16 protein-coding genes and 2 riboswitches are annotated in these 19,379 nt (G+C 36.5%); of the genes, 2 read left to right on the top strand and 14 right to left on the bottom strand.

Features of this window, described 5'->3' with window-relative positions:
- Window positions 1–184 precede the first annotated feature (184 nt).
- From ptsG to NQZ71_RS00405, 10 genes are all read right to left on the bottom strand, one after another.
- A complete protein-coding gene (gene ptsG / locus NQZ71_RS00360; protein WP_317011169.1) occupies window positions 185–2,248 on the bottom strand; it encodes a glucose-specific PTS transporter subunit IIBC in 2,064 nt (687 codons plus the stop codon).
- 183 nt (window positions 2,249–2,431) lie between these two features.
- Window positions 2,432–3,274, bottom strand: coding sequence for a glucose PTS transporter transcription antiterminator GlcT (glcT, locus tag NQZ71_RS00365; protein WP_127742599.1), 843 nt, complete (start codon window positions 3,272–3,274; stop codon window positions 2,432–2,434).
- A 117-nt stretch (window positions 3,275–3,391) separates the two neighbouring features.
- Window positions 3,392–4,720, bottom strand: a complete 1,329-nt coding sequence (locus NQZ71_RS00370) for an NCS2 family permease (protein WP_260055509.1) — start codon at window positions 4,718–4,720, stop codon at window positions 3,392–3,394.
- A gap of 134 nt (window positions 4,721–4,854) precedes the next feature.
- Window positions 4,855–4,957, bottom strand: a riboswitch (purine riboswitch).
- A 230-nt stretch (window positions 4,958–5,187) separates the two neighbouring features.
- Window positions 5,188–5,634, bottom strand: a complete 447-nt coding sequence (locus tag NQZ71_RS00375; protein ID WP_275009714.1) for a hypothetical protein — start codon at window positions 5,632–5,634, stop codon at window positions 5,188–5,190.
- Window positions 5,631–6,239: an ATP-binding cassette domain-containing protein gene (locus tag NQZ71_RS00380; protein ID WP_127742604.1), complete on the bottom strand. Its 609-nt coding sequence runs from the start codon at window positions 6,237–6,239 to the stop codon at window positions 5,631–5,633. Before NQZ71_RS00380 ends, NQZ71_RS00375 begins: the two co-directional genes overlap by 4 nt.
- Window positions 6,236–8,155 carry a DUF1430 domain-containing protein gene (locus NQZ71_RS00385; RefSeq protein ID WP_317011170.1) on the bottom strand — a complete coding sequence of 640 codons (1,920 nt, stop codon included), beginning with the start codon at window positions 8,153–8,155 and terminating at the stop codon, window positions 6,236–6,238. The genes NQZ71_RS00380 and NQZ71_RS00385 overlap by 4 nt, the downstream gene beginning before the upstream one ends.
- Window positions 8,156–8,199: 44 nt before the next feature.
- Window positions 8,200–8,559 carry a mediterrocin family bacteriocin gene (locus tag NQZ71_RS00390; RefSeq protein WP_127742608.1) on the bottom strand — a complete coding sequence of 120 codons (360 nt, stop codon included), beginning with the start codon at window positions 8,557–8,559 and terminating at the stop codon, window positions 8,200–8,202.
- Window positions 8,560–8,721: 162 nt separating this feature from the next.
- Entirely contained in the window at window positions 8,722–9,060 is a 339-nt protein-coding gene (locus NQZ71_RS00395; protein WP_251665063.1) for a hypothetical protein, read from the bottom strand.
- 20 nt (window positions 9,061–9,080) lie between these two features.
- On the bottom strand, window positions 9,081–9,395 hold the full coding sequence (locus NQZ71_RS00400; RefSeq protein ID WP_317011171.1) for a hypothetical protein: 315 nt from the start codon (window positions 9,393–9,395) through the stop codon (window positions 9,081–9,083).
- Between the two features lie 374 nt (window positions 9,396–9,769).
- Window positions 9,770–10,516, bottom strand: coding sequence for a hypothetical protein (locus NQZ71_RS00405; RefSeq protein WP_144458431.1), 747 nt, complete (start codon window positions 10,514–10,516; stop codon window positions 9,770–9,772).
- 169 nt (window positions 10,517–10,685) lie between these two features.
- Here NQZ71_RS00405 and NQZ71_RS00410 point away from each other — a divergent pair, with 169 nt between their 5' ends.
- On the top strand, window positions 10,686–10,886 hold the full coding sequence (locus NQZ71_RS00410; protein ID WP_127742616.1) for a helix-turn-helix transcriptional regulator: 201 nt from the start codon (window positions 10,686–10,688) through the stop codon (window positions 10,884–10,886).
- Window positions 10,887–11,386: 500 nt separating this feature from the next.
- Here NQZ71_RS00410 and guaA read toward each other — a convergent pair whose 3' ends face one another.
- Window positions 11,387–12,937: a glutamine-hydrolyzing GMP synthase gene (gene guaA / locus NQZ71_RS00415; protein WP_127742618.1), complete on the bottom strand. Its 1,551-nt coding sequence runs from the start codon at window positions 12,935–12,937 to the stop codon at window positions 11,387–11,389.
- Between the two features lie 232 nt (window positions 12,938–13,169).
- Window positions 13,170–13,271, bottom strand: a riboswitch (purine riboswitch).
- Window positions 13,272–13,670: 399 nt separating this feature from the next.
- On the opposite strand from guaA, the gene NQZ71_RS00420 reads away from it, so the two are divergent.
- Entirely contained in the window at window positions 13,671–14,915 is a 1,245-nt protein-coding gene (locus tag NQZ71_RS00420) for a hypothetical protein (protein ID WP_317011172.1), read from the top strand.
- A gap of 59 nt (window positions 14,916–14,974) precedes the next feature.
- Here NQZ71_RS00420 and NQZ71_RS00425 read toward each other — a convergent pair whose 3' ends face one another.
- Genes NQZ71_RS00425 through NQZ71_RS00435 form a run of 3 tightly spaced genes read right to left on the bottom strand, consistent with a single transcriptional unit; the run spans window position 14,975 to window position 19,367 of the window.
- Window positions 14,975–17,203, bottom strand: a complete 2,229-nt coding sequence (locus NQZ71_RS00425) for a transglutaminase domain-containing protein (protein ID WP_317011173.1) — start codon at window positions 17,201–17,203, stop codon at window positions 14,975–14,977.
- The gene (locus NQZ71_RS00430; RefSeq protein WP_144458439.1) at window positions 17,200–18,408 is read right to left on the bottom strand and encodes a DUF58 domain-containing protein; all 1,209 of its coding nucleotides are present in this window, start codon (window positions 18,406–18,408) and stop codon (window positions 17,200–17,202) included. Before NQZ71_RS00430 ends, NQZ71_RS00425 begins: the two co-directional genes overlap by 4 nt.
- Window positions 18,408–19,367, bottom strand: a complete 960-nt coding sequence (locus NQZ71_RS00435; RefSeq protein ID WP_317011174.1) for an AAA family ATPase — start codon at window positions 19,365–19,367, stop codon at window positions 18,408–18,410. The genes NQZ71_RS00430 and NQZ71_RS00435 overlap by 1 nt, the downstream gene beginning before the upstream one ends.
- Window positions 19,368–19,379 lie beyond the last annotated feature (12 nt).

The following is a 19,379-nucleotide window of genomic DNA, read 5'->3' on the forward strand; positions in this document are numbered from 1 at the left end:
CTTTCTATTAAAGTCAATATTTTATTTTCCATAATAAAACTCGCTTTAATTAGGCTGTTTTCATATAATATCACCTAACACCACAATAGTCAACATATACTTATAAAAAATTTATACTCAAATCACTTTCTTCTATATATATAAAAAAAAGAACCTGACTTATAAAGTCAAGTTCTCTAATAGCTTATTTCACGATAGAAATAATTTCTTCTTCTTTCAAGTCAACATTGCCTGGTTTGTTAATCTGTACAGATTCACCTTCAGCTAAATTAGTAAAGATGATTGGCGTTGTTGTTGAAGTTGCGTTTTCTTTAATGTAATCCAAGTCCACTTTCAATAGAGGCTGACCTTTTTTAACAACGTCATTTTCCCCTACTAGAGTTTCGAATCCTTCCCCTTTCAGTTTCACTGTATCAATACCGAAATGGATAAGGATTTCACGACCTGAATCTGCCATAATGCCGATTGCGTGTTTAGTTGGGAACAGGTTTACGATTTTTCCATCAACAGGAGATACCACAGTACCTTCAGATGGAATAATCGCGAAGCCATCACCCATCATTTTTCCAGCAAATACTGGATCCGGAACTTCTGTGATTGGAACAAGTTGTCCTTTAATAGGTGAAACCATTGAATCATCACCATCAAAATCACCTTTAAGTGCATTTGGATTCACATCTTCAATTTGCTGCTGTACTTCTTTATCCATAGAAGGCGTTGCAGCTGGACGTGGTCTCTTACCACTCATAATATCTCTCATTTGTCCTTTAATTGTTTCAGAGCGAGGACCAAAGATTGCTTGGATGTTATTGCCGACTTCTAAGACTCCAGCAGCACCAAGCCTTTTCAAACGATCTTTATCAACATCTTTAATGTCATTAACTGATACACGAAGTCTTGTAATACATGCATCAAGGTGAGCGATGTTTTCTTGTCCACCCATAGCTTCTAATACTTCGTACGGAAGGTCGCTAGTTGCTCCACCCGTTGTTTCCTCTTCTTGTGTTTCATCTTCACGACCAGGAGTTTTCAAGTTAAACTTGCGAATCGCGAAACGGAAACCAAAGTAGTAGATAACAGCAAATACTAAACCAACTGGAATAATGATCCAAGCATTTGTTTGTGGGTTGATTAATCCGAATAATACATAGTCAATCAAACCACCAGAGAAAGTCATACCAACCTTAACATTCAATAGTTGCATTGTCATGAATGATAGACCTGCAAATACTGCGTGAATACCGAAAAGAACTGGTGCTACGAATAAGAATGAGAATTCTAACGGCTCAGTAATACCTGTTAAGAAAGAAGTCAACGCAGCTGATGCCATTAAACCACCGACAACCGCTTTTCTTTCTGGACGTGCTTCATGATAAATAGCAAGAGCTGCAGCTGGTAAACCGAACATCATGAATGGGAATTTACCTGTCATGAAAGTACCAGCAGTCAAGTTTTGTACACCGTCTTTAATTTCTGCCATGAAGATACGTTGGTCACCACGTACTACATCACCTGCAGCAGTTGTGTATTGTCCAAACTCATACCAGAATGGAGAATAGAAGATATGGTGAAGACCGAACGGAATCAATGAACGTTCAATGATACCAAAGATAAGTGCTGAAACAGTTAAGTTTGCATTAACCATGTTTTGTGAGAAGGCATTAAGACCCGATTGAATTGGAGGCCAGATTAATACCATTAACAAACCAAGGATAACTGCAGATGCCGCTGTAATAATCGGCACAAAACGTTTACCAGCAAAGAATCCTAAATATGATGGCAATTCAATTTCGTAAAATTTATTGTAAAGCATGGAAGCGAGTATACCTACGATAATACCACCGAACACCCCAGTTTGAAGTGTTGGAATACCAAGTACGTTAGCAATGTCGATACCGTTAACAGATTCAGCTGTATAGCCTTTAACAGTACCCATTGTTACGTTCATGATTAAGTAACCAATAATAGCAGCAAGCCCGGCAACACCTTCACCACCAGATAATCCTACTGCAACACCAACTGCAAACAACAGCGGCAGGTTACTGAATACAATATTACCCGCATTTTCCATAACGGATGCCACCATAGATACTCCACTATTATCTAAAAATGGAGCAATGTCTAACAACGCTTCATTGTGAAGCGCATTACCTAGCGCAAGTAAAATACCAGCAGCTGGCAATAATGCAACCGGAAGCATAAGTGCTTTTCCGACTTTTTGCAAAACACCGAAAATCTGTTTAAACATTTTGTTCCCCCTACTTTCTTTAATTTCCTTAGCCCATAAAACGTTATCATAAAAAACAAAAAAGGCATGAATAAAAAAGTAACTGAAAAAGTTATTCAGGGATAGATTTCCCTAAAAAACTCTTATCAATCATCTTTTTCACTCATGCCTGATCGAATCAGTAACACGTTTATAAGATAATAACTATTTAACCTTTTTTTGAAGACGCTGCAAATGCATTGTTAAATACACAGCTTCCGCATCAAATACAGGTTTTCTTAATGTTTGTTGCATAACCTTAATGAGCTTCCATGAGAGATTATAGCACAGTGGATATTCGGCTTTCAATAGGGAAGTTATTTTTTCTGGCTCATCTACTTTTTCCCCATGATGAACTCTTTCAATTGTAAATCGGAGATGGCGCACAAGTCTCATATAATCTATGCTATCCTTATCGATTTGCACATCAAGCTGTTCCTCAATTAAATTAACTAAGTGTGTCACCAACTGAGAATGCTGATTAACTTCCGAGAGATTTCTATTCATCATAGCACTGTGTATATGAAGAGCGATGAAACCGATTTCACCTACTGGCAAATTAATCTCTGTCTGTTCACCAATAAGCTTCACCACATCCTCGGCAATTTTGTATTCATAAGGATAAAGCGCCTTCGTTTCTATTAAAAACGGATTATTCAACACCAGTCCATTTGACAATCTTGAAACCGCGAACATGATATGATCTGTTAATGCAACATGAATATGCTCATTAAGCTTTGCATTTGTTTTGCTTTTAATAAGCTCAATTGAGGAGATAATAACGTCTAGCAAATCGTTGTCTACTTGAGGAAGTAGTTTCAGGTAGTTCATCTGTTCCTTCTCATTTCGAAGTACAAACAGCTTCTCAACTACATCTGCATCAATAGTATCACCGTTTTTCCGATTGAAGCCTATTCCTTTTCCAATTAGTACAACTTCTCCATATGAAGGATGCTCACCAATTAGCACATTATTATTAAGCGCTTTTTTCACTAGCAAATTCGGCATGTCTTTTTCCTCACTTCGAAAGACTTCTAGGTAATTCAATGTTATTAAAGTAAAACTTGTAAGTCAACGAAAAAATACAAAAGGCTGCTAAAAATAGCAGCCTTAAAAACTAATATCCTATTGCAGGAATACGAAGTATAGTGCAAAGATTACAAAGAAAATGTACATAATCGGGTTGATTTCTTTTCTGCGGCCGCTCAATAGCATTGTGATCGGGTAGAAAATGAATCCAACAGCAATACCTGTTGCAATGCTGTATGTTAATGGCATTGACACAACTACTAAGAAAGAAGGCACTGCGATTTCAAACTTAGTCCAATCAATTTTTCCTAATGAAGAAACCATCAAGATTCCGACTACAACAAGTGCTGGTGTAGTGACAGCTGATGTTACGACCTCCAACAATGGGAAGAAGAACAAGGAAAGCAAAAAGAATCCTGCTGTAACAATAGCTGCAAAACCTGAACGAGCTCCTGCTGCAACACCGGCAGATGATTCAACAAAAGAAGTTGTTGTTGATGTACCGAAGATAGAACCTACCATAGAAGCGATAGAATCTGCAAACAATGCTTTACCTGCTCTTGGCAATTTATTATCTTTCATTAATCCTGCTTGGTTTGCTACAGCTACCAATGTACCTGCATTGTCAAAGAAATCTACGAATAGGAATGTCAAAATTACAACAAGCATGCTTTGTGTGTAGAAAGCACCGTCTCCGAAAGCAGAGAACAATTTACCGAACGTCGGCTCTAAGCTTGGTACTGCAGAGACAACACCTGATGGAGCATCAATAACACCAAAAATCATACCGACAACAGCAGTGATGACCATTCCGTAGAATACACCGCCATGAATTTTTCTAACCATTAGAATGATCGTTACGAAAATCCCGAAGATTGCAAGTAATGTGCTAGGCTGTGACAAATCACCAATATGAACCAATGTTGCAGGATTGTCGATGATAATATCAGCGTTTTGCAAGCCAATAAATGTAATGAATAAACCGATACCCGCTCCAACTGCGAGTTTTAATTCAACTGGTATTGCATTTATTAACTTTTCACGAAGCCCAGTAATCGTTAACAGCAGGAAGAAGAAACTTGAAATAAATACTGCTGCCAATGCATATTCCCAAGGCTCACCTTGTGTTAAAACAACTGTATAAGCAAAAAACGCATTTAATCCTAAACCAGGCGCAAGCGCGATTGGATAATTAGCAAACAGCCCCATAATAAGTGAACCGATTGCTGCTGCCAATGCTGTTGCTACGAATACAGCACCATAATCCATACGAAGTGCTGCTGGCAGGTCCGCTACATCACCTAAAGTCAATGTAAATGGATTAACCGCCAAAATATATGCCATTGCTAGGAAAGTAGTGAATCCACCGACAAATTCCTTACGGTAGTTCGTTCCTAGTTCCTCAAATTTGAAAAACTTCTTCATTCTTTTTTCCCCTTTCATGTTCCAAAATTCAATAAGAACAAAAAAAACACTCCATTATCGTAGGAGCGTTGACTAGGGTTTGTGAAATATAGCAGGGATTAGATAAAAAAGAATAAGAGTTCTAATACGTATCCCTTTATATACACTTACCTCGTAGTCAAGCTATTTACGGTAGCTCGGTAGAAACTTTTGGGCCATATCCCCCATAATTATACGAGTATTTCTTTAGTTGCAAACTTAGTTTATCAGCACAGCAGCTTTTCGTCAATACAAAAATACGAACATTAAGTGGATGTTTTTTTGTAAACGTTCGCTTGTTTTTCGGATGCTAATGTTCGTGTTCTCTTATACATTTCGATAATTTTAGCTAAAGGTATATATGGTTGTAAAGGAAAAAAACATAAAAATTTTAGCTTAAACAACTAGACGCTTACGTATCTTTATCATTTATATAAACAAAAAAGCCGCTATATGTCCTTCCACATTTTCGCAGCTTTATTAAACAATATATTTATCGTTTCTTTATTACGCCTAATTAAATCACGATACTCTTCATTTATAGCCTGTCTATTTTTATTTATCATAACGGAGTGCGTCTCATTCTTCTCATCTACAAGCTGCAATCCATATTCTGTTTTGCCGTAAAAAGATGGCCAAATTAACAACGCATATTTCTCATCGTCTGTTGCAACCCCTAAATTTCCCGTAAATGATAAGTAATCGGGATATTTTACATTATACAAATAACCGTCCTCTTGTATTACATACGTGCGATTAGCCATAATCTCTTGCATATCATTAGAAAACTGATTATATTTTGCTCGTGTGAGATACAACCAGGATAAATTATACAAGGCAAACAGGACAATACAGGTGGATACTATAATCATGATTAGCTTCCTTTTTTTATTCATAGTTCAACTATCCTCTTACCACTCCTTTTAATTTCTTCATCATGAGAAACCACAATAACAGTTTTTCCTTCTTTGTTCATACTGGCTAGAATATCCATAACAATCTCAGCATTTCTTTTATCAAGAGATCCAGTTGGTTCATCAGCCAGGATGATATCACATTTTTTTATCATCAATCTTGCTAACGCAATCCTCTGCTGTTCCCCTCCTGAAAGTGTATATATTTTATTGTTTAATTTATGAAGTAACCCAACTTTGCTTAATGCTTGTTTGACGGAAACGCCTGACTGATTTTTCCTTTTTATCAACTTCAAATTTTCACTAACCGTTTTATCTTCAATCAAAGCAAAATTTTGAAATAAAAACCCTACTTTACTACTAAAATAACGGAGTTGGTTTTTGCGTTTGCTGATATCAACACCATCCACCAATACTTGACCCTTTTCTATTTTTTCCAAGGCACCAATCGTATTTAACAAGGTAGTTTTTCCGCATCCGCTAGCTCCAGAAAAGACTACAAACTCCCCTGCTTGTATGTTTAAATTAAAATCAGCAAACAATATCCTCTCTCCATAAGCCTTGTACAAATTTAAAATCTCAATCATAATGTACCTCCCTTCAATATTTCCTGCATACATCTTTTTTCAGTTTTCATTACATATACAGTCATGAAGGCAAGCTCCACTATTATCAACAGTGATCCTCCTAACGCCATATAAAAAGCTGCCGATAGTTCTAAAAAATAATCTAATAATATAGAGCTACCTACTCCTAATAACCCAAAACCAATCGTCGATAAAAACAACTGTTTATATCTGCTAAACAGATTGAACCCGCTTATTTTTTTCAATGTTAGTTCCACAGCATTTACATTATACTCATATCTACAAATGGTCTTGATTAGGATAACTTCTAGAAGCATCAAAATTCCAGATAGGATAACACCAGTCAGAATACCTCTTTTAAATGTTTGCCATTGGAAATTAAAATGGTCAAAGGCATTTGTTTTATGCGCTACTTCATTCTCTAATGAGTTGCTTTTAACATATTCCTGCCACTCATTTTCCTTTACCTGATACATGGCTGTGCCAATTATATAATCATTCCAATACTTTTTTATCACCGTTGGATTCATGTTATTAAAGATAATAATGGGATTCTTTTTAATGCTGCTAGAAATGCGCGAGGACTTCACCATCGAAAGGATATTAATTTCGTCTTGATAAACAAACTCAACATAATCGTATGGATGAGGATAGTAAGATTCCCACACTTCCTTTATTTCTGCATAAATATCACTCTGCACTAGTTGCTTAGGAATTAAAAAATAAACTTTATTTTCTATTTTCTTCTGCCGCAGTTCAGAAATATTTTCTAGTAAATAATCCATTGTGCCACTATCAGCAAATAAGTACTCTCTTTCTGAATCACTCCATACGGATAAATTAACTAAGGATACTGCTCTGTTTTCTGATAAATATTTTTTATAAAAAGCAAATCTCATCTTATCTGTCACATCGGAATCATCAACACTCAGTTCCACATATGAATAATCTTTATACTTCTCAAAAAAACCTTTTTGCTTATAAAAGATGATACCTTCATATATCATGCCAAGACTGCTTGACAATACCAAGGCTGTAATGGAAACGGCAACTACTTTATATAAATAGGCTATTTTCAACACATGCTTTGCATTACTTCTCGACCCCATGTCACGCTTAAACTTACAGAAATAAAGTGTTAAATAGAGAATCGAATTTATCGTTAAGAATATTAACATACTGAAAACAGAGATGAACCAACAATAGCTTACTTGCGAAAATAGGCTTAAAATGGCCATTATTAAACCAAATGTCATGGCGTAAAAACTTGCATCCAATATTATATTTTTTAAAACAATAAACTGGATTCTTTCACCGCATATTATTCTCACAACCACTTCTTTTCTCATTTGCGCAACTTCATAAAGTGTCATTAAAAGAAAAAAGAATAGAACAATTATCCAAACAATTGCGATGTTCAAGCTATCATAGGACTTGTAACCCGCTTGCGGAAACTTCCCTCCATATTTATCTATTAATCTTTGTTTAAAGCCAAGAATATCTTCCTCTGCCCCAATCATGTAATAGACTTCTACTTGTTTGACATCTGGAATTTCAGCTAAATTACGTATTTCTACTTTAACATCACCTAAAAACACACTTTGAAATTCGCCAGAAGCTATCCTTGACCTTTTATCCAATGTTTTTTGTGCCCCAGGAGTCATATAAACTGTAACGCTTTCGGAAAACAGACTGTTTATCTTTCGCTCAATTGCAAATACTTCCACGTTCTGCTCTTTTGCTGTTTCTACTATATCTGACAGCATTTCAGGTTGCGTTTGCTCTTTACCTAAATACATTGTGACATAACTGTACTCTGCTTCGAAGCCGTCCAAATGCCATAAATATGCTTCCCCAATAAACAAAAATACAAGCCCTATCATCAAAGAACTGATAATGTACTTTGTCTTTTTCAATTCCTCCCTCCTTATAAATTGCATTCTTTATTCTATTTATCTCACTAATAATTATTTCGATAATATACAGTGCCTCCACTATGTATCACTTCAATCTTCGAAATTGCCTTTCCCTTCTTACTCGGACCTTTATACCAAGTATTTTTGCCGTTTTTCAAACTAGCATAGTGACTTTTCGAAGAGTGATTTGCCCATGCATAGTCCTCATTAATAGCGGTTGTATTGTAACCATATGTTAAAGCCGCTTTATTATTATCTCCCGAACTATATCGTTCCCAAGCTTTTGTAAACCCGACCGGATTCTTTTTTTCTAATACAGCAGCAGAAGCTGGACTATGTGTTGAAACTAACAAACTTCCTCCTAAAACTAAAACAGACAACCACTTACCAATACTTTTCGTCATAATATTTTACTCCTCTCATTATTATTTGTTATTTCATTTCAATCCTAACAAAAAGTAGTCGTTTACACAATAAAGTTCACAATATTGTAAAAATTCACAATTGTTTTTTGATATACATGTTAAAAATATCACTTTAATCGTAGATATAACTGGAGATACATTTTAGGATTCTAATTCCAAATCCATCCATAATTTAGTTGGTATGCTTGTTAGCAACTCTTTTTTCTTTGAATAGACGTTGTATTTGTCGCTATTTTTTATGGCAATCCATTCACCATCCTCACTTTCATTTTTAGATAAAATATCCATTTTTTTCTTTTTCATTTCTATTTCAGCAATTTTATTACCAATTAGAGTAATATCCTTAACCGAACCTACTAAAAAGTAATCATTATGATGGACAGAAAGAGTATTCTCTTCCGTAAAAATGAAACTAGGCATAAGTTGTATAGGTATGCTCTTGAGGTCTGCATTAACATAAAGACTTGTAATAGTTTCCATGATTGGATAAGCAGTAATAACTAAATAGTCTTTTTCGTCATCTCTTTTAACCTGAATGCTTCATCATTGACAGAAAGCCAGTTGAATACATCAAAATTACTCGTCTTATCCTTATAGTCAGATTCATAGACAACTAGTCCTAACTTCTCACCAATCTCCGCTTCAACACTAGAAGTAATATACAAATTCTCTCTATCATTAAAGAAAAAGGTTCCATCATCATCCTCCATATAATATCCAGTTGGTTTAGGATTATGGAGAGCTATATATAGGTAACTGGAAAAAGCAATAATGAGAATTAGCAATGAACTAACTATAATCTTTTTTTTATTCATTTGATGTACTTCCTTTTTTAAATAGTACTTACTTAGCATAATAGTTTTTTTCTATTAAAAAGAATAACTGTTAACAGGCTACCCCATACATTTCATTATAAAGAAACGCACTTTTAAAATGGGTAGGTAATTAGGTATAACCAAATAGAATTAGTTAGTTCCGATAGCCCCCTTGTCTCCTGTTTTAAAAGAAAAAAATCATGCAGCTTAGGCTTCCCCAGCTTTAGCAATGAAATGTCCACTCCCTATTTACAATCGGGAACGTTTGTAAACATTTCTTTTTTCAAAGAATAGATTTTATAGTTATCCTTTTCCTTTACAGAAACCCATTCGTCATTCGAACTATTGGCATGTGATGTTTAAAGGTCTCTTTATCATCGTGCACTTTTAACTTCTGCCTCAATTTCTTCCATGGTAAAATCACTATTTCCGTGTTTTGATTTTATTTCCAAAGATTGTGGTTCGATATAATCATCACTTTCAACAATAAATTTACCCTGGTAATCTCCCACTGCCGCATATAAATCACTTCCTAGTGGGTCATCTTCAGATTTCTCTAAAAAGAGAACAACAGTATTATTTTTTTTTATTACTGGCGCATCATTGAGAGTCACCTCAATTGTTTTTCCTTCCATTTTTTCAGACTCCTTTTTTTCTTCTTCCGTTGTAAATATTTTTTCATCTCCACCTACATCATGTTGGACATATAAACCGCCAGTTTGTACTACTTTTATAGTATCTCCAATTACAAAATCTTCTTCAGTTTTACCAATGATATCAATAATCTTTACTTTTGAAATTGTAAAGGGAATATCATCATAGGTAACATATTCATTAGAAATAACTTGTCCTTCAATATTTAAGTCAGAACGTTGATCCAATTGTTCGACAGATTCAAAACTATCAACCATTGAAGCTTCAGCAGAGCTTACTTGATAGCCTTCTTTATTTGTAATATCTATTCTAGTTGATCTAGGTTCTCTTTTTTTGAAACTAAGATTAGATTTTTCGCTTTGCTCTACTTTAATATCTTTATCTTCTCTTATATCAGTTGCTTGATTACTAGAACAAGCTGTAACACCTAGAAGAAAAAAAGAGGAGGTGATTAACAATTTTTTCATATTGATACTCTCCCTTAGTTAGAAAAATAAACAAATCATTTAGTATAAAGTAAAGCGTTTTCAATAAAATGTCACGGGTAATATTGTACCATTCGTCATACTACGCTTTTAAATTCCTCTCATACACTTTATAATTTCATTAAAATTATGAATTAAGGAAGGTGATTACATGAAATATGCGAGGTGGCTTCGACAAAAAAGGAAAGAAAAAAAGATGACACAAGCTGAAGTTGCTAAAGCGCTCGGTGTCAGCAGAGAAACAATTTCTAGTTGGGAACGCCAAAGATGTCGTCCTACTCTCGAGTTTACGGAACAAATTTTTCAGCTTTATGAATGTAGTGATGAAGAAATTCTTTCCTTTTTCTCGTAGTTACCCAAGTATCTTTCATGAATGGCTAGTTATAATACATAAAGAAAGCAGTAAAAGTATTATTATAAGTTCCTTGTACCTGCTTCCCTTTTGAATTAACTTTGTTCAAGAAGCTATCTCTATTTCAACAAAAATGCAGAAGAAATTATATTACTGAACCGAAAACTTCTGCTAGTAATCGAGTAATCCCAATAGATGAAAATACCCTAGAACATTTAAGACAATGGAAAGAAATACAAGATAAAACTATGTCGTCAAAATCGTTCTTTCCTACAATGAATTACCTACTAATAAACACGCACCAATGCATATTATAGACATTTAAAATTCGTTAACGTACACCCTATTAAAACTCACGCACTCCGCCACTCTCACGCTTCATTATTAATTATTTCTCTTGAATCACGAGTAAATCAATATAAAATCATTTAGATTGGTTGCAGATGAATATAAAAAGAGCTAGAAGCCCTTTTAAACAAAGGATTTCTAGCTCTTTACTCTTATTCCCACTCAATTGTTGCTGGTGGCTTACTTGTAATATCATAAACGACGCGGTTAACATGATCCACTTCGTTAACGATTCTTGTTGAAATGACTTCAAGCACTTCCCATGGGATACGCGCCCAGTCAGATGTCATACCGTCGATAGATGTAACTGCACGGATACCGATTGTGTAATCGTATGTGCGTGCGTCGCCCATTACACCAACGCTGCGGATGTCAGGCAGCACTGTGAAGTATTGCCAAATATCGCGGTCTAGGCCTGCTTTTTTAATTTCTTCACGCAGGATATAGTCAGATTCACGAACGATTTCCAGCTTATCTTCGCTAATTGCGCCCAGTACACGGATACCAAGACCAGGACCTGGGAATGGTTGTCTCCAAACGATTTCATCAGCTATACCAAGCTCTGAACCTAATGCTCTTACTTCATCCTTAAACAATGTGTTCAATGGCTCGATTAATTGGAACTGCATATCTTCTGGCAGACCGCCAACATTGTGGTGGGACTTAATAGTTTGCGCAGTTGCTGTACCACTTTCGATAATATCTGTGTAAAGTGTTCCTTGTGCAAGGAAGTCGATTCCTTCTAGTTTGCTTGCTTCATCATCGAATACGTAAATGAACTCGTTACCGATAATTTTACGTTTTTTCTCTGGATCGCTGACACCTTCTAGTTTAGACATGAAACGTTCTTTAGCATCCACTTTGATTACGTTCATATGGAAGCCTTCTGTGAAAGTCTTCATAACACTTTCTGCTTCACCTTTACGCAATAGACCGTGGTCAACGAAGATACATGTCAATTGATCGCCGATTGCTTTATGGATAAGAACAGCAACTACAGAAGAATCTACTCCGCCGCTAAGTGCGCAAAGAACTTTTTTGTCTCCAACTGTTTGACGGATTTTCTCCATTTCGATTTCAATGAAGTTTTCCATAGACCAGTCACCTTTACATCCACAAACACCGAAAACAAAGTTTTTCAGCAGTTCATTGCCGTATACGGAATGGCGTACTTCTGGATGGAACTGTACTGCATAAAGACCTTTTTCCTCATTGCTCATAGAAGCAATTGGGCAAGAAGGGTTAATTGCGTCAACTGTAAAACCTTCAGGCTGCTCGACAACAAGATCACCGTGGCTCATCCACACAATTTGCTCACTTGGCAAATCAGAGAAAAGCTTTGTGCTGTTTTGAATTTTGATTTCTGCTTTACCGTATTCACGATGCTTTGCTTTTTCAACTTTACCGCCGAAATGCTTTGTCATCAACTGCATGCCGTAGCAAATACCGAAGATAGGCAAACCAAGTTCAAAAATACGTTCGTCACAGCCAAATGCATTCTCATCATAAACACTGTTCGGTCCACCAGAGAAGATAATTCCCGCTGGATTTAATGCTTTAATTTCTTCCGCTGTGATTGTATGTGGATGAAGCTCACTGTAAACGCCAAATTCCCTAATTCTTCTTGTGATTAATTGATTGTACTGACTGCCGAAATCAAGAACGACTATCATTTGTTGGTCTTGAATGCTTGTTTTCCCCATGTTATTCACCTCATTAATCTATTAAAAAGCTCATTGTTACTATTTTTTCTAATTTTTGCTTATTCATGCTATAAATTGATTGCTACATAAAAAAACATTTAAAAAACTACTTTATAGCAGCAAAAAAAGGATTTCTTCATATAAAAAAGACTAGAATTCGGCCTCAAATAAAAACGAAGGCAGAATTCTAGTCTTTAACTATTACAATGGTTTTTACACACACCATATAAAAATAAGACCCATCTGCCTTCATAGTCGGATCCTTTAGGGTGACCCGGTAGAGACTCTCGAACCATATCATCGAGGATATATGAAGGAAATTTATTAGTTTAGAACATTGTAACAACATGTCGAATTGCTGGTCAAGATGTTGTTGTTTTGATTAAATTTTCACACAATTCATTAAACCGCTCTATCCCTAATGCTATAGCCACCTTTTATATACTTTTCCTCCATTTGGAAATCGCCTTGAGATGGTAACTTAATCATCATATTTACAATTTCACTAGTATAAATGAGAATATAGACAATTCTGTAAACTCTATTGTGTAAGCGTTTTCCATACTATAGGATTAATAGTGTAATAAAATTTTATAAGGAGATGATTAGCAATGTTTAACAAGAAAACTATTCTAGTAAATATTGACCTAGATAAAAATGGCGGGCTTGGTGTCTACCCTGCTGATATTAGAGATTCCTCCAAAACTGTGACTTACAAGAAACTTTAGAGTCAATGAAAACTTTTATAAAGTTCACTTTTATTGTCGGAATAGTCCTATCAATATCCCTATCCTCAACAGCTTGTTCCTTTTTAGAAAATCGCAACATTCCTGATATCTTTGAATTAGAGAAAATGGATTTGTCTGGCAAGGATTATGCGATGATTTTCTCGGCAGATATGTGGAATGAAGAACAGATGAAAACAGACAGAAACGTTTTGTTATTAATTGACAGCCAAGGAAATTGGGACGCTTATCATACTTATAATCTCGATCGTGCCAATATTAATTGGACAAAGGATGGCTTATATTTTTCTGACCATGTGTACGAGTATTTTGTTGATAATGCTGGCTCTATTTCGAAAACGAATAAAACGTCCGATTTGAAAGAAGGAACTGGCCAATATGGTTCCTCTGTTGACGATAATGAAGCTGTTTGGTCATGGTTTGATATTGGATTCGATGAAATGGGTGGATATCAAACCCGCATTAAGTATCAAGATAAAGAGAAAAGCACGGAGAAAATTGTGGAGGGCCAATATAATTATATGTTTACAATAGGCCATCAACTATATGGTGCCTCCGGTCCTTTCGAGTTAACAAACGGTATAAACAAGCTAGATAGAATGGGACTTGTGAAATTTACAGACAAAGAATTAATTCCTGAAGTACTCTCCTCAAATCTTTTACCAGATGTAACAATGGGACCTGTAGATATATCCCAACAGGTTGTTTTAAAAGATAATATTGTTTATATAGTTGGTGAAGCTGAATATATAGACGATAAACTTCAAACAAACTTAATGATGTGGAATAAGGAAAATGGAGCATTAGAAGTTAGAAGCATAGGTGCATCAACAAACCTAAGTTTCAGATCTTTTTACACACACCAAAATGCTTTAAAGAACGATGAATTATACTGGTTTAATGACCGTGCCGAATTAAAAAGAACCAATCTAAAAACCTTTAAGACAGACTTAATCCAATCTTACAATGTGGATGTAACAGAAGAATTATATTACTCTGCGCGTTTTTTGAAAAATAATGATATTCATATGGTTGTGAATGATACGACATGGGGGAATTCCTTTGATAAGGATGGCACAAAAATGAGAATTTTAAAAACATCCTTAAATCATTCTCAGGATTACACGGAATTCCCTATAAAGGATGGCAAAAGGTTAAGCAGATTATTTTCCAAGGAGTCTTTAACTCCAACCGACAATAGTTTTGCGGTCAATCCAAAATTAGCTGAATGAAGTCTATTAAAGAAGGAAGGGAACACCATCCATTACGATGTGTTCCCTTCCTTTTTTCGTTAGGCTGCTGTCTTTTTAATCAGCCTTTCCCATGATGCTTTTAAGTCACTCCAGTCCATATCCTGACGCTTGCCTTTATACAGCAGTTCTTCGTATTTAGCAGTCAGTACAGCCATATCACTTGAGTCCAACACATGGTCAATGTATTTGGCATATTCTCTTAATGTCATGTTCTCTTGTTTGCCCCAGCCTGAGAGCTTTAGCAACTTGAGTAATGTTAAATAGGCTTTTTCAAAATCAGTGCCGTTTTTCCCTCTTTTGAATTTCCATAGATAGTAATATGGAAGCCACTTATGTCTTTTCCAGAACAGCAACCAGCTTATCACTAACAGTAAGGCAGCGTAGCCAGCTATCCATTGCCAATTATCTGCAGCAAATGCTTTCAATGCACTCCACCACTTTGTGAAGGAGAATTGCTCGGACTGGTCTGATGCGGTTGTTTCCTCTTCAGGAGTTTGTTCCGCTTCGCTTTGCTCCTGTTCCTCCTGCTGTGGTTGCTCTGTTTCCTCGGTATCTGTGTCGGCTTCGTTTCTGACATCATTCACATACGTGTTTTCGTTTGAAAATCCTTGTGTTGGTTCGAAGGTTACCCAGCCAGTTCCAGGGAAATATGCCTCTACCCAGGAATGGGCATTATTATTTGTTACATCATATTCACTTATATTGTTCTCCTGTTGGATAAGCTCTCCTTCTGTGAACCCTTTTACCCATCTTGCAGGTATATCGAGAGCACGGAGCATAACAACCATAGATGTTGAATAGTTATCGCAATAACCTATTTTTGTTTCAAATAGAAATTGGTCTACATAATCCTCATCATCCGCTGGTACTGCAACATCGCTTTGGCTATAGACAAAGCCGTTTGCAGAAAAATAATTCTCAATCGCTCTTGCTTTAGCAAAAACATTATTTTCATCCTGTGTAATTTCATTTGCTAAATCAATTACCCTCTGTGGAAGATTTTCTGGCAGCTGCGTATATCTTGCTGCAAACTCTTGATTTCCCCGTAAATATCCTTCCATATCAGCATTTGTCAATGCATCTAAGCTATACTCAGGCTCTTCATACTTAACTGAATAAGAATTAACTGGATAATCGAATGAAATCCGTTCATTGCCAGTTTCGACTATCATCATTGCATCAAATGTTGCTATTGCTTCTTTTGCTCCTATTGGATACAGCAAATAATCGAATGGCTCTACAAATTGAACCTTACTTTCCTTTTCTTCTGTTGTCACACTGTTTCCACTTTCAAATGCGACAAACGGAATATCTCCTGCCCCTTCAATTCTTTGAAAGTCTTGCCCATTCATTTGAATTGCTTCTTCTGATTGGACCCAGCCCTTGCCTGTATAACTATCCTTTGTCTCTACTTTCCAATAATGAGGAGATTGTACCTCTGTTTGAAACACGACTGTATCGTCAGGCTCAAAATCTCCTCCAAGTCTTGAATCATCAACACCATAACCAACTCGATGTGGTCCAGTGCCGGTTCCTTCCCCTCCGCCTTTGTCACCTATTGTTTGGATGAATGGGACAGGGTCTGGCCATAAAGGGTCTGCTTTCGGTGCAGCAAATGCAATTGCCGCACTGGCAAAAACGAACAATAATAGTGGCGCAATCCACTTTAATGCCAGAAATTTGCTGCCCGTGATATTCTCCTTGTCTCGCATTCGGTAGAATGTCAGCATCCCCATTGCTGTAAACCCTATAATCGTAGTCCTTATAATTGCTGCATATGCATTATAGGGAGTAAATGTATCAAGGACGGTTATATAAACCATCGTCAGTAAGAAGAAGGTGAAAATTCTTCTCCGCTTTATTAGCCAGTAGTCTATTAAGTAAGACATTAACCACAGCAATATAAAAAAGAGTAGACTCTTAAACATATTAGTCAAATCAGGCCAATTCGTATCAAATAATATGGCGATATTATCTATCATTTCTGCCATAAAAGGCCCAATCCAGCTAAACGTTAAAAAGGAAGTTTCATAGTATAAAGATTGTAAAATAAAAATTATATATACTAGTTTGATTAACCCACTCAAAATGGGAGCAAAGCGTAAGTAGGCCATAGCAAGTGAGAGAATCAAAAATATGATAAACACGAGGATATTCCCTGTATTTGTTAATTGCTCCATCGGTCGGAGCCATTCCCATATTAGAAAAAAACCTAGAACATACAGCATTAAATTTGATATTGCTGTATGTAATCTAATTGAACTCAACTAGTTGCCACCTCCGAAAATGCCTCTTTGAATCTCCCTTTTGATACTGGAATAACGATAATTCCCCTTGATGATGCTCCAGCTTTTAAGCTTCTTTCCTGCTGTGTCATGCTCTCGTTTGCATCCTTGACGAGAAATACAACAACTTGATGACGTTTATTTGCAAGATAGCTTGTCTTTTCAATGAGCTGCTTCGTTAAGTTCGTTGTAGTAATCAATAGCGTAGCCTGCTGCTGCAGTGTGGACATTTCATTATCGAGCACGTTCGCCAAAGTAAGCGGGGACTCATCCTCACACTTTGCTAAATGATGAAACAGAAGGCTTCGCTGACCTTCCCCTCCTCTTATAGGAAAAGCTGTCCGCTCCTTTTCTACCGTCAGTAAACCTACTTGGGCACCTTTGCGGATAATTCCTCTAATTAAAGAGGCAGTAAAGGATACAAGTGTCTCAAATCCATTACTCTTCTCACAATCAAGCACTACTAGAATGTCATGGGATTGTTTTTGTTCAAACTCCTTTGTCATGAATGAATCTCTTTTGGCACTTGCCTTCCAATTAATCCAAGAAAACCTGTCACCAGTCTGGTATTCTCGAATTCCAACTGCCATTGTTGTATCCCGTTGAACTCGTTCCTTTGAAACCGTTGCTCCTTGGTCATAATGAGTTGAGAAAGGCTTATAAGAAAGCTCCTCGTAAACTGGATAAACAATAATCCGACTAGGGAAAGCAATGGCAGCTTCCTTTTCCATCAATCCGAGTGGATCTCCTGTTTTAACAGATACCTCAGTAAACAAATGCTCACCTCTCGGAAGAGCATCCACTTGATAAGTAAAGACAATCCGCTTTTTGAACCCTGGGAAAATCAATACTTTTCCGGAAGCCTTCTCCTTCAATGCAAAACTGAATTTATCTTCTACTAACAGGTAGAACAGTGGAAACACCGATTTTCTTGTCAGCTCTAGCTCGACTGTCATTGATTCCATTGCATTGTATTCATGCTTCGCAATTTTCCTTACTGCCTTCCATTCCTTTAACGGATACATGGCAAGCAGCGCTCCATATATGGCAAAAGGCATAAAGCTGTAAAATAAAAACCAGCTGACAAATCCTCCTTGAAACATAGCATAAGCAAATGCAGCTCCTGCTAATAAAAACAAGACGAGAAGCTTCCAAATACTAAGCACTCTTCTTAACAATGTTTTCATCAAGAACCGAGCCTTCTAACCGGGACTTGTACTGTATCCATAATCTCATCCATAATATCCTCTGCTGTAATTCCATCGAATTTAGCTTCTGATTTCAAGATAATTCTATGGGAAAAGACTGCTTTAACAAGGTATTGGACATCATCAGGAATAACATAATCCCTGCCTTGAACAAATGCATAGCTTTGAACCGCCCTCATTAAAGCAATGGAACCACGGGGGCTGGCACCTAAATACACATTTGGATGTGTTCTAGTTTCAGCTGCAAGGTCCACAATATATTTTTTTATCGTGGCATCAACGTATATCTTTTTCACTTCAGCTTGGAGCATAATAAGCTCTTCTAATGTAACAACACTGTTAAGCTCTTCAATCGGAGCTGATGTTTGCACTCTAGTAAGTACATCCATCTCTTCCTCATGTGTTGGGTAGCCCATTTTCATTTTAAGAAGAAAACGGTCTAATTGAGCTTCTGGAAGAGGGTATGTTCCTTCGTATTCGATTGGATTTTGGGTGGCCATAACAAAGAACGGCTTTTGCAGTTGATGTGTAACACCATCAATTGTCACACTGCTTTCTTCCATAGCCTCTAATAAAGCGGATTGGGTTTTTGGTGAGGTTCTGTTAATTTCATCTGCCAGAATGATATTTCCTAAAATCGGTCCAGGCAGAAACTGAAACTCCATTTCTTTCGGATTGTAAATAGATACACCTGTCACATCAGATGGAAGTAAATCGGGGGTAAATTGAATTCTGCGGAAGTTTGCCCCGACTGATTTTGCTAAGGAACGAACCATCATTGTTTTTCCTACTCCGGGAACATCCTCAAGCAAAACATGTCCTTGTGCTAACAAGGCGATTAAGCTTAGCTCCGCAACATCTCGCTTACCAATCATTACCTTTTCTATATTTTCAATGATGCTGTTTACCTTGCTATTAGTTTCTCTTGTAATCGTCATGCTTCTCCTCCT

Source organism: Niallia taxi (assembly GCF_032818155.1).
In the GTDB taxonomy this organism is placed as follows: Bacteria; Bacillota; Bacilli; order Bacillales; family Cytobacillaceae; genus Niallia; species Niallia taxi_A.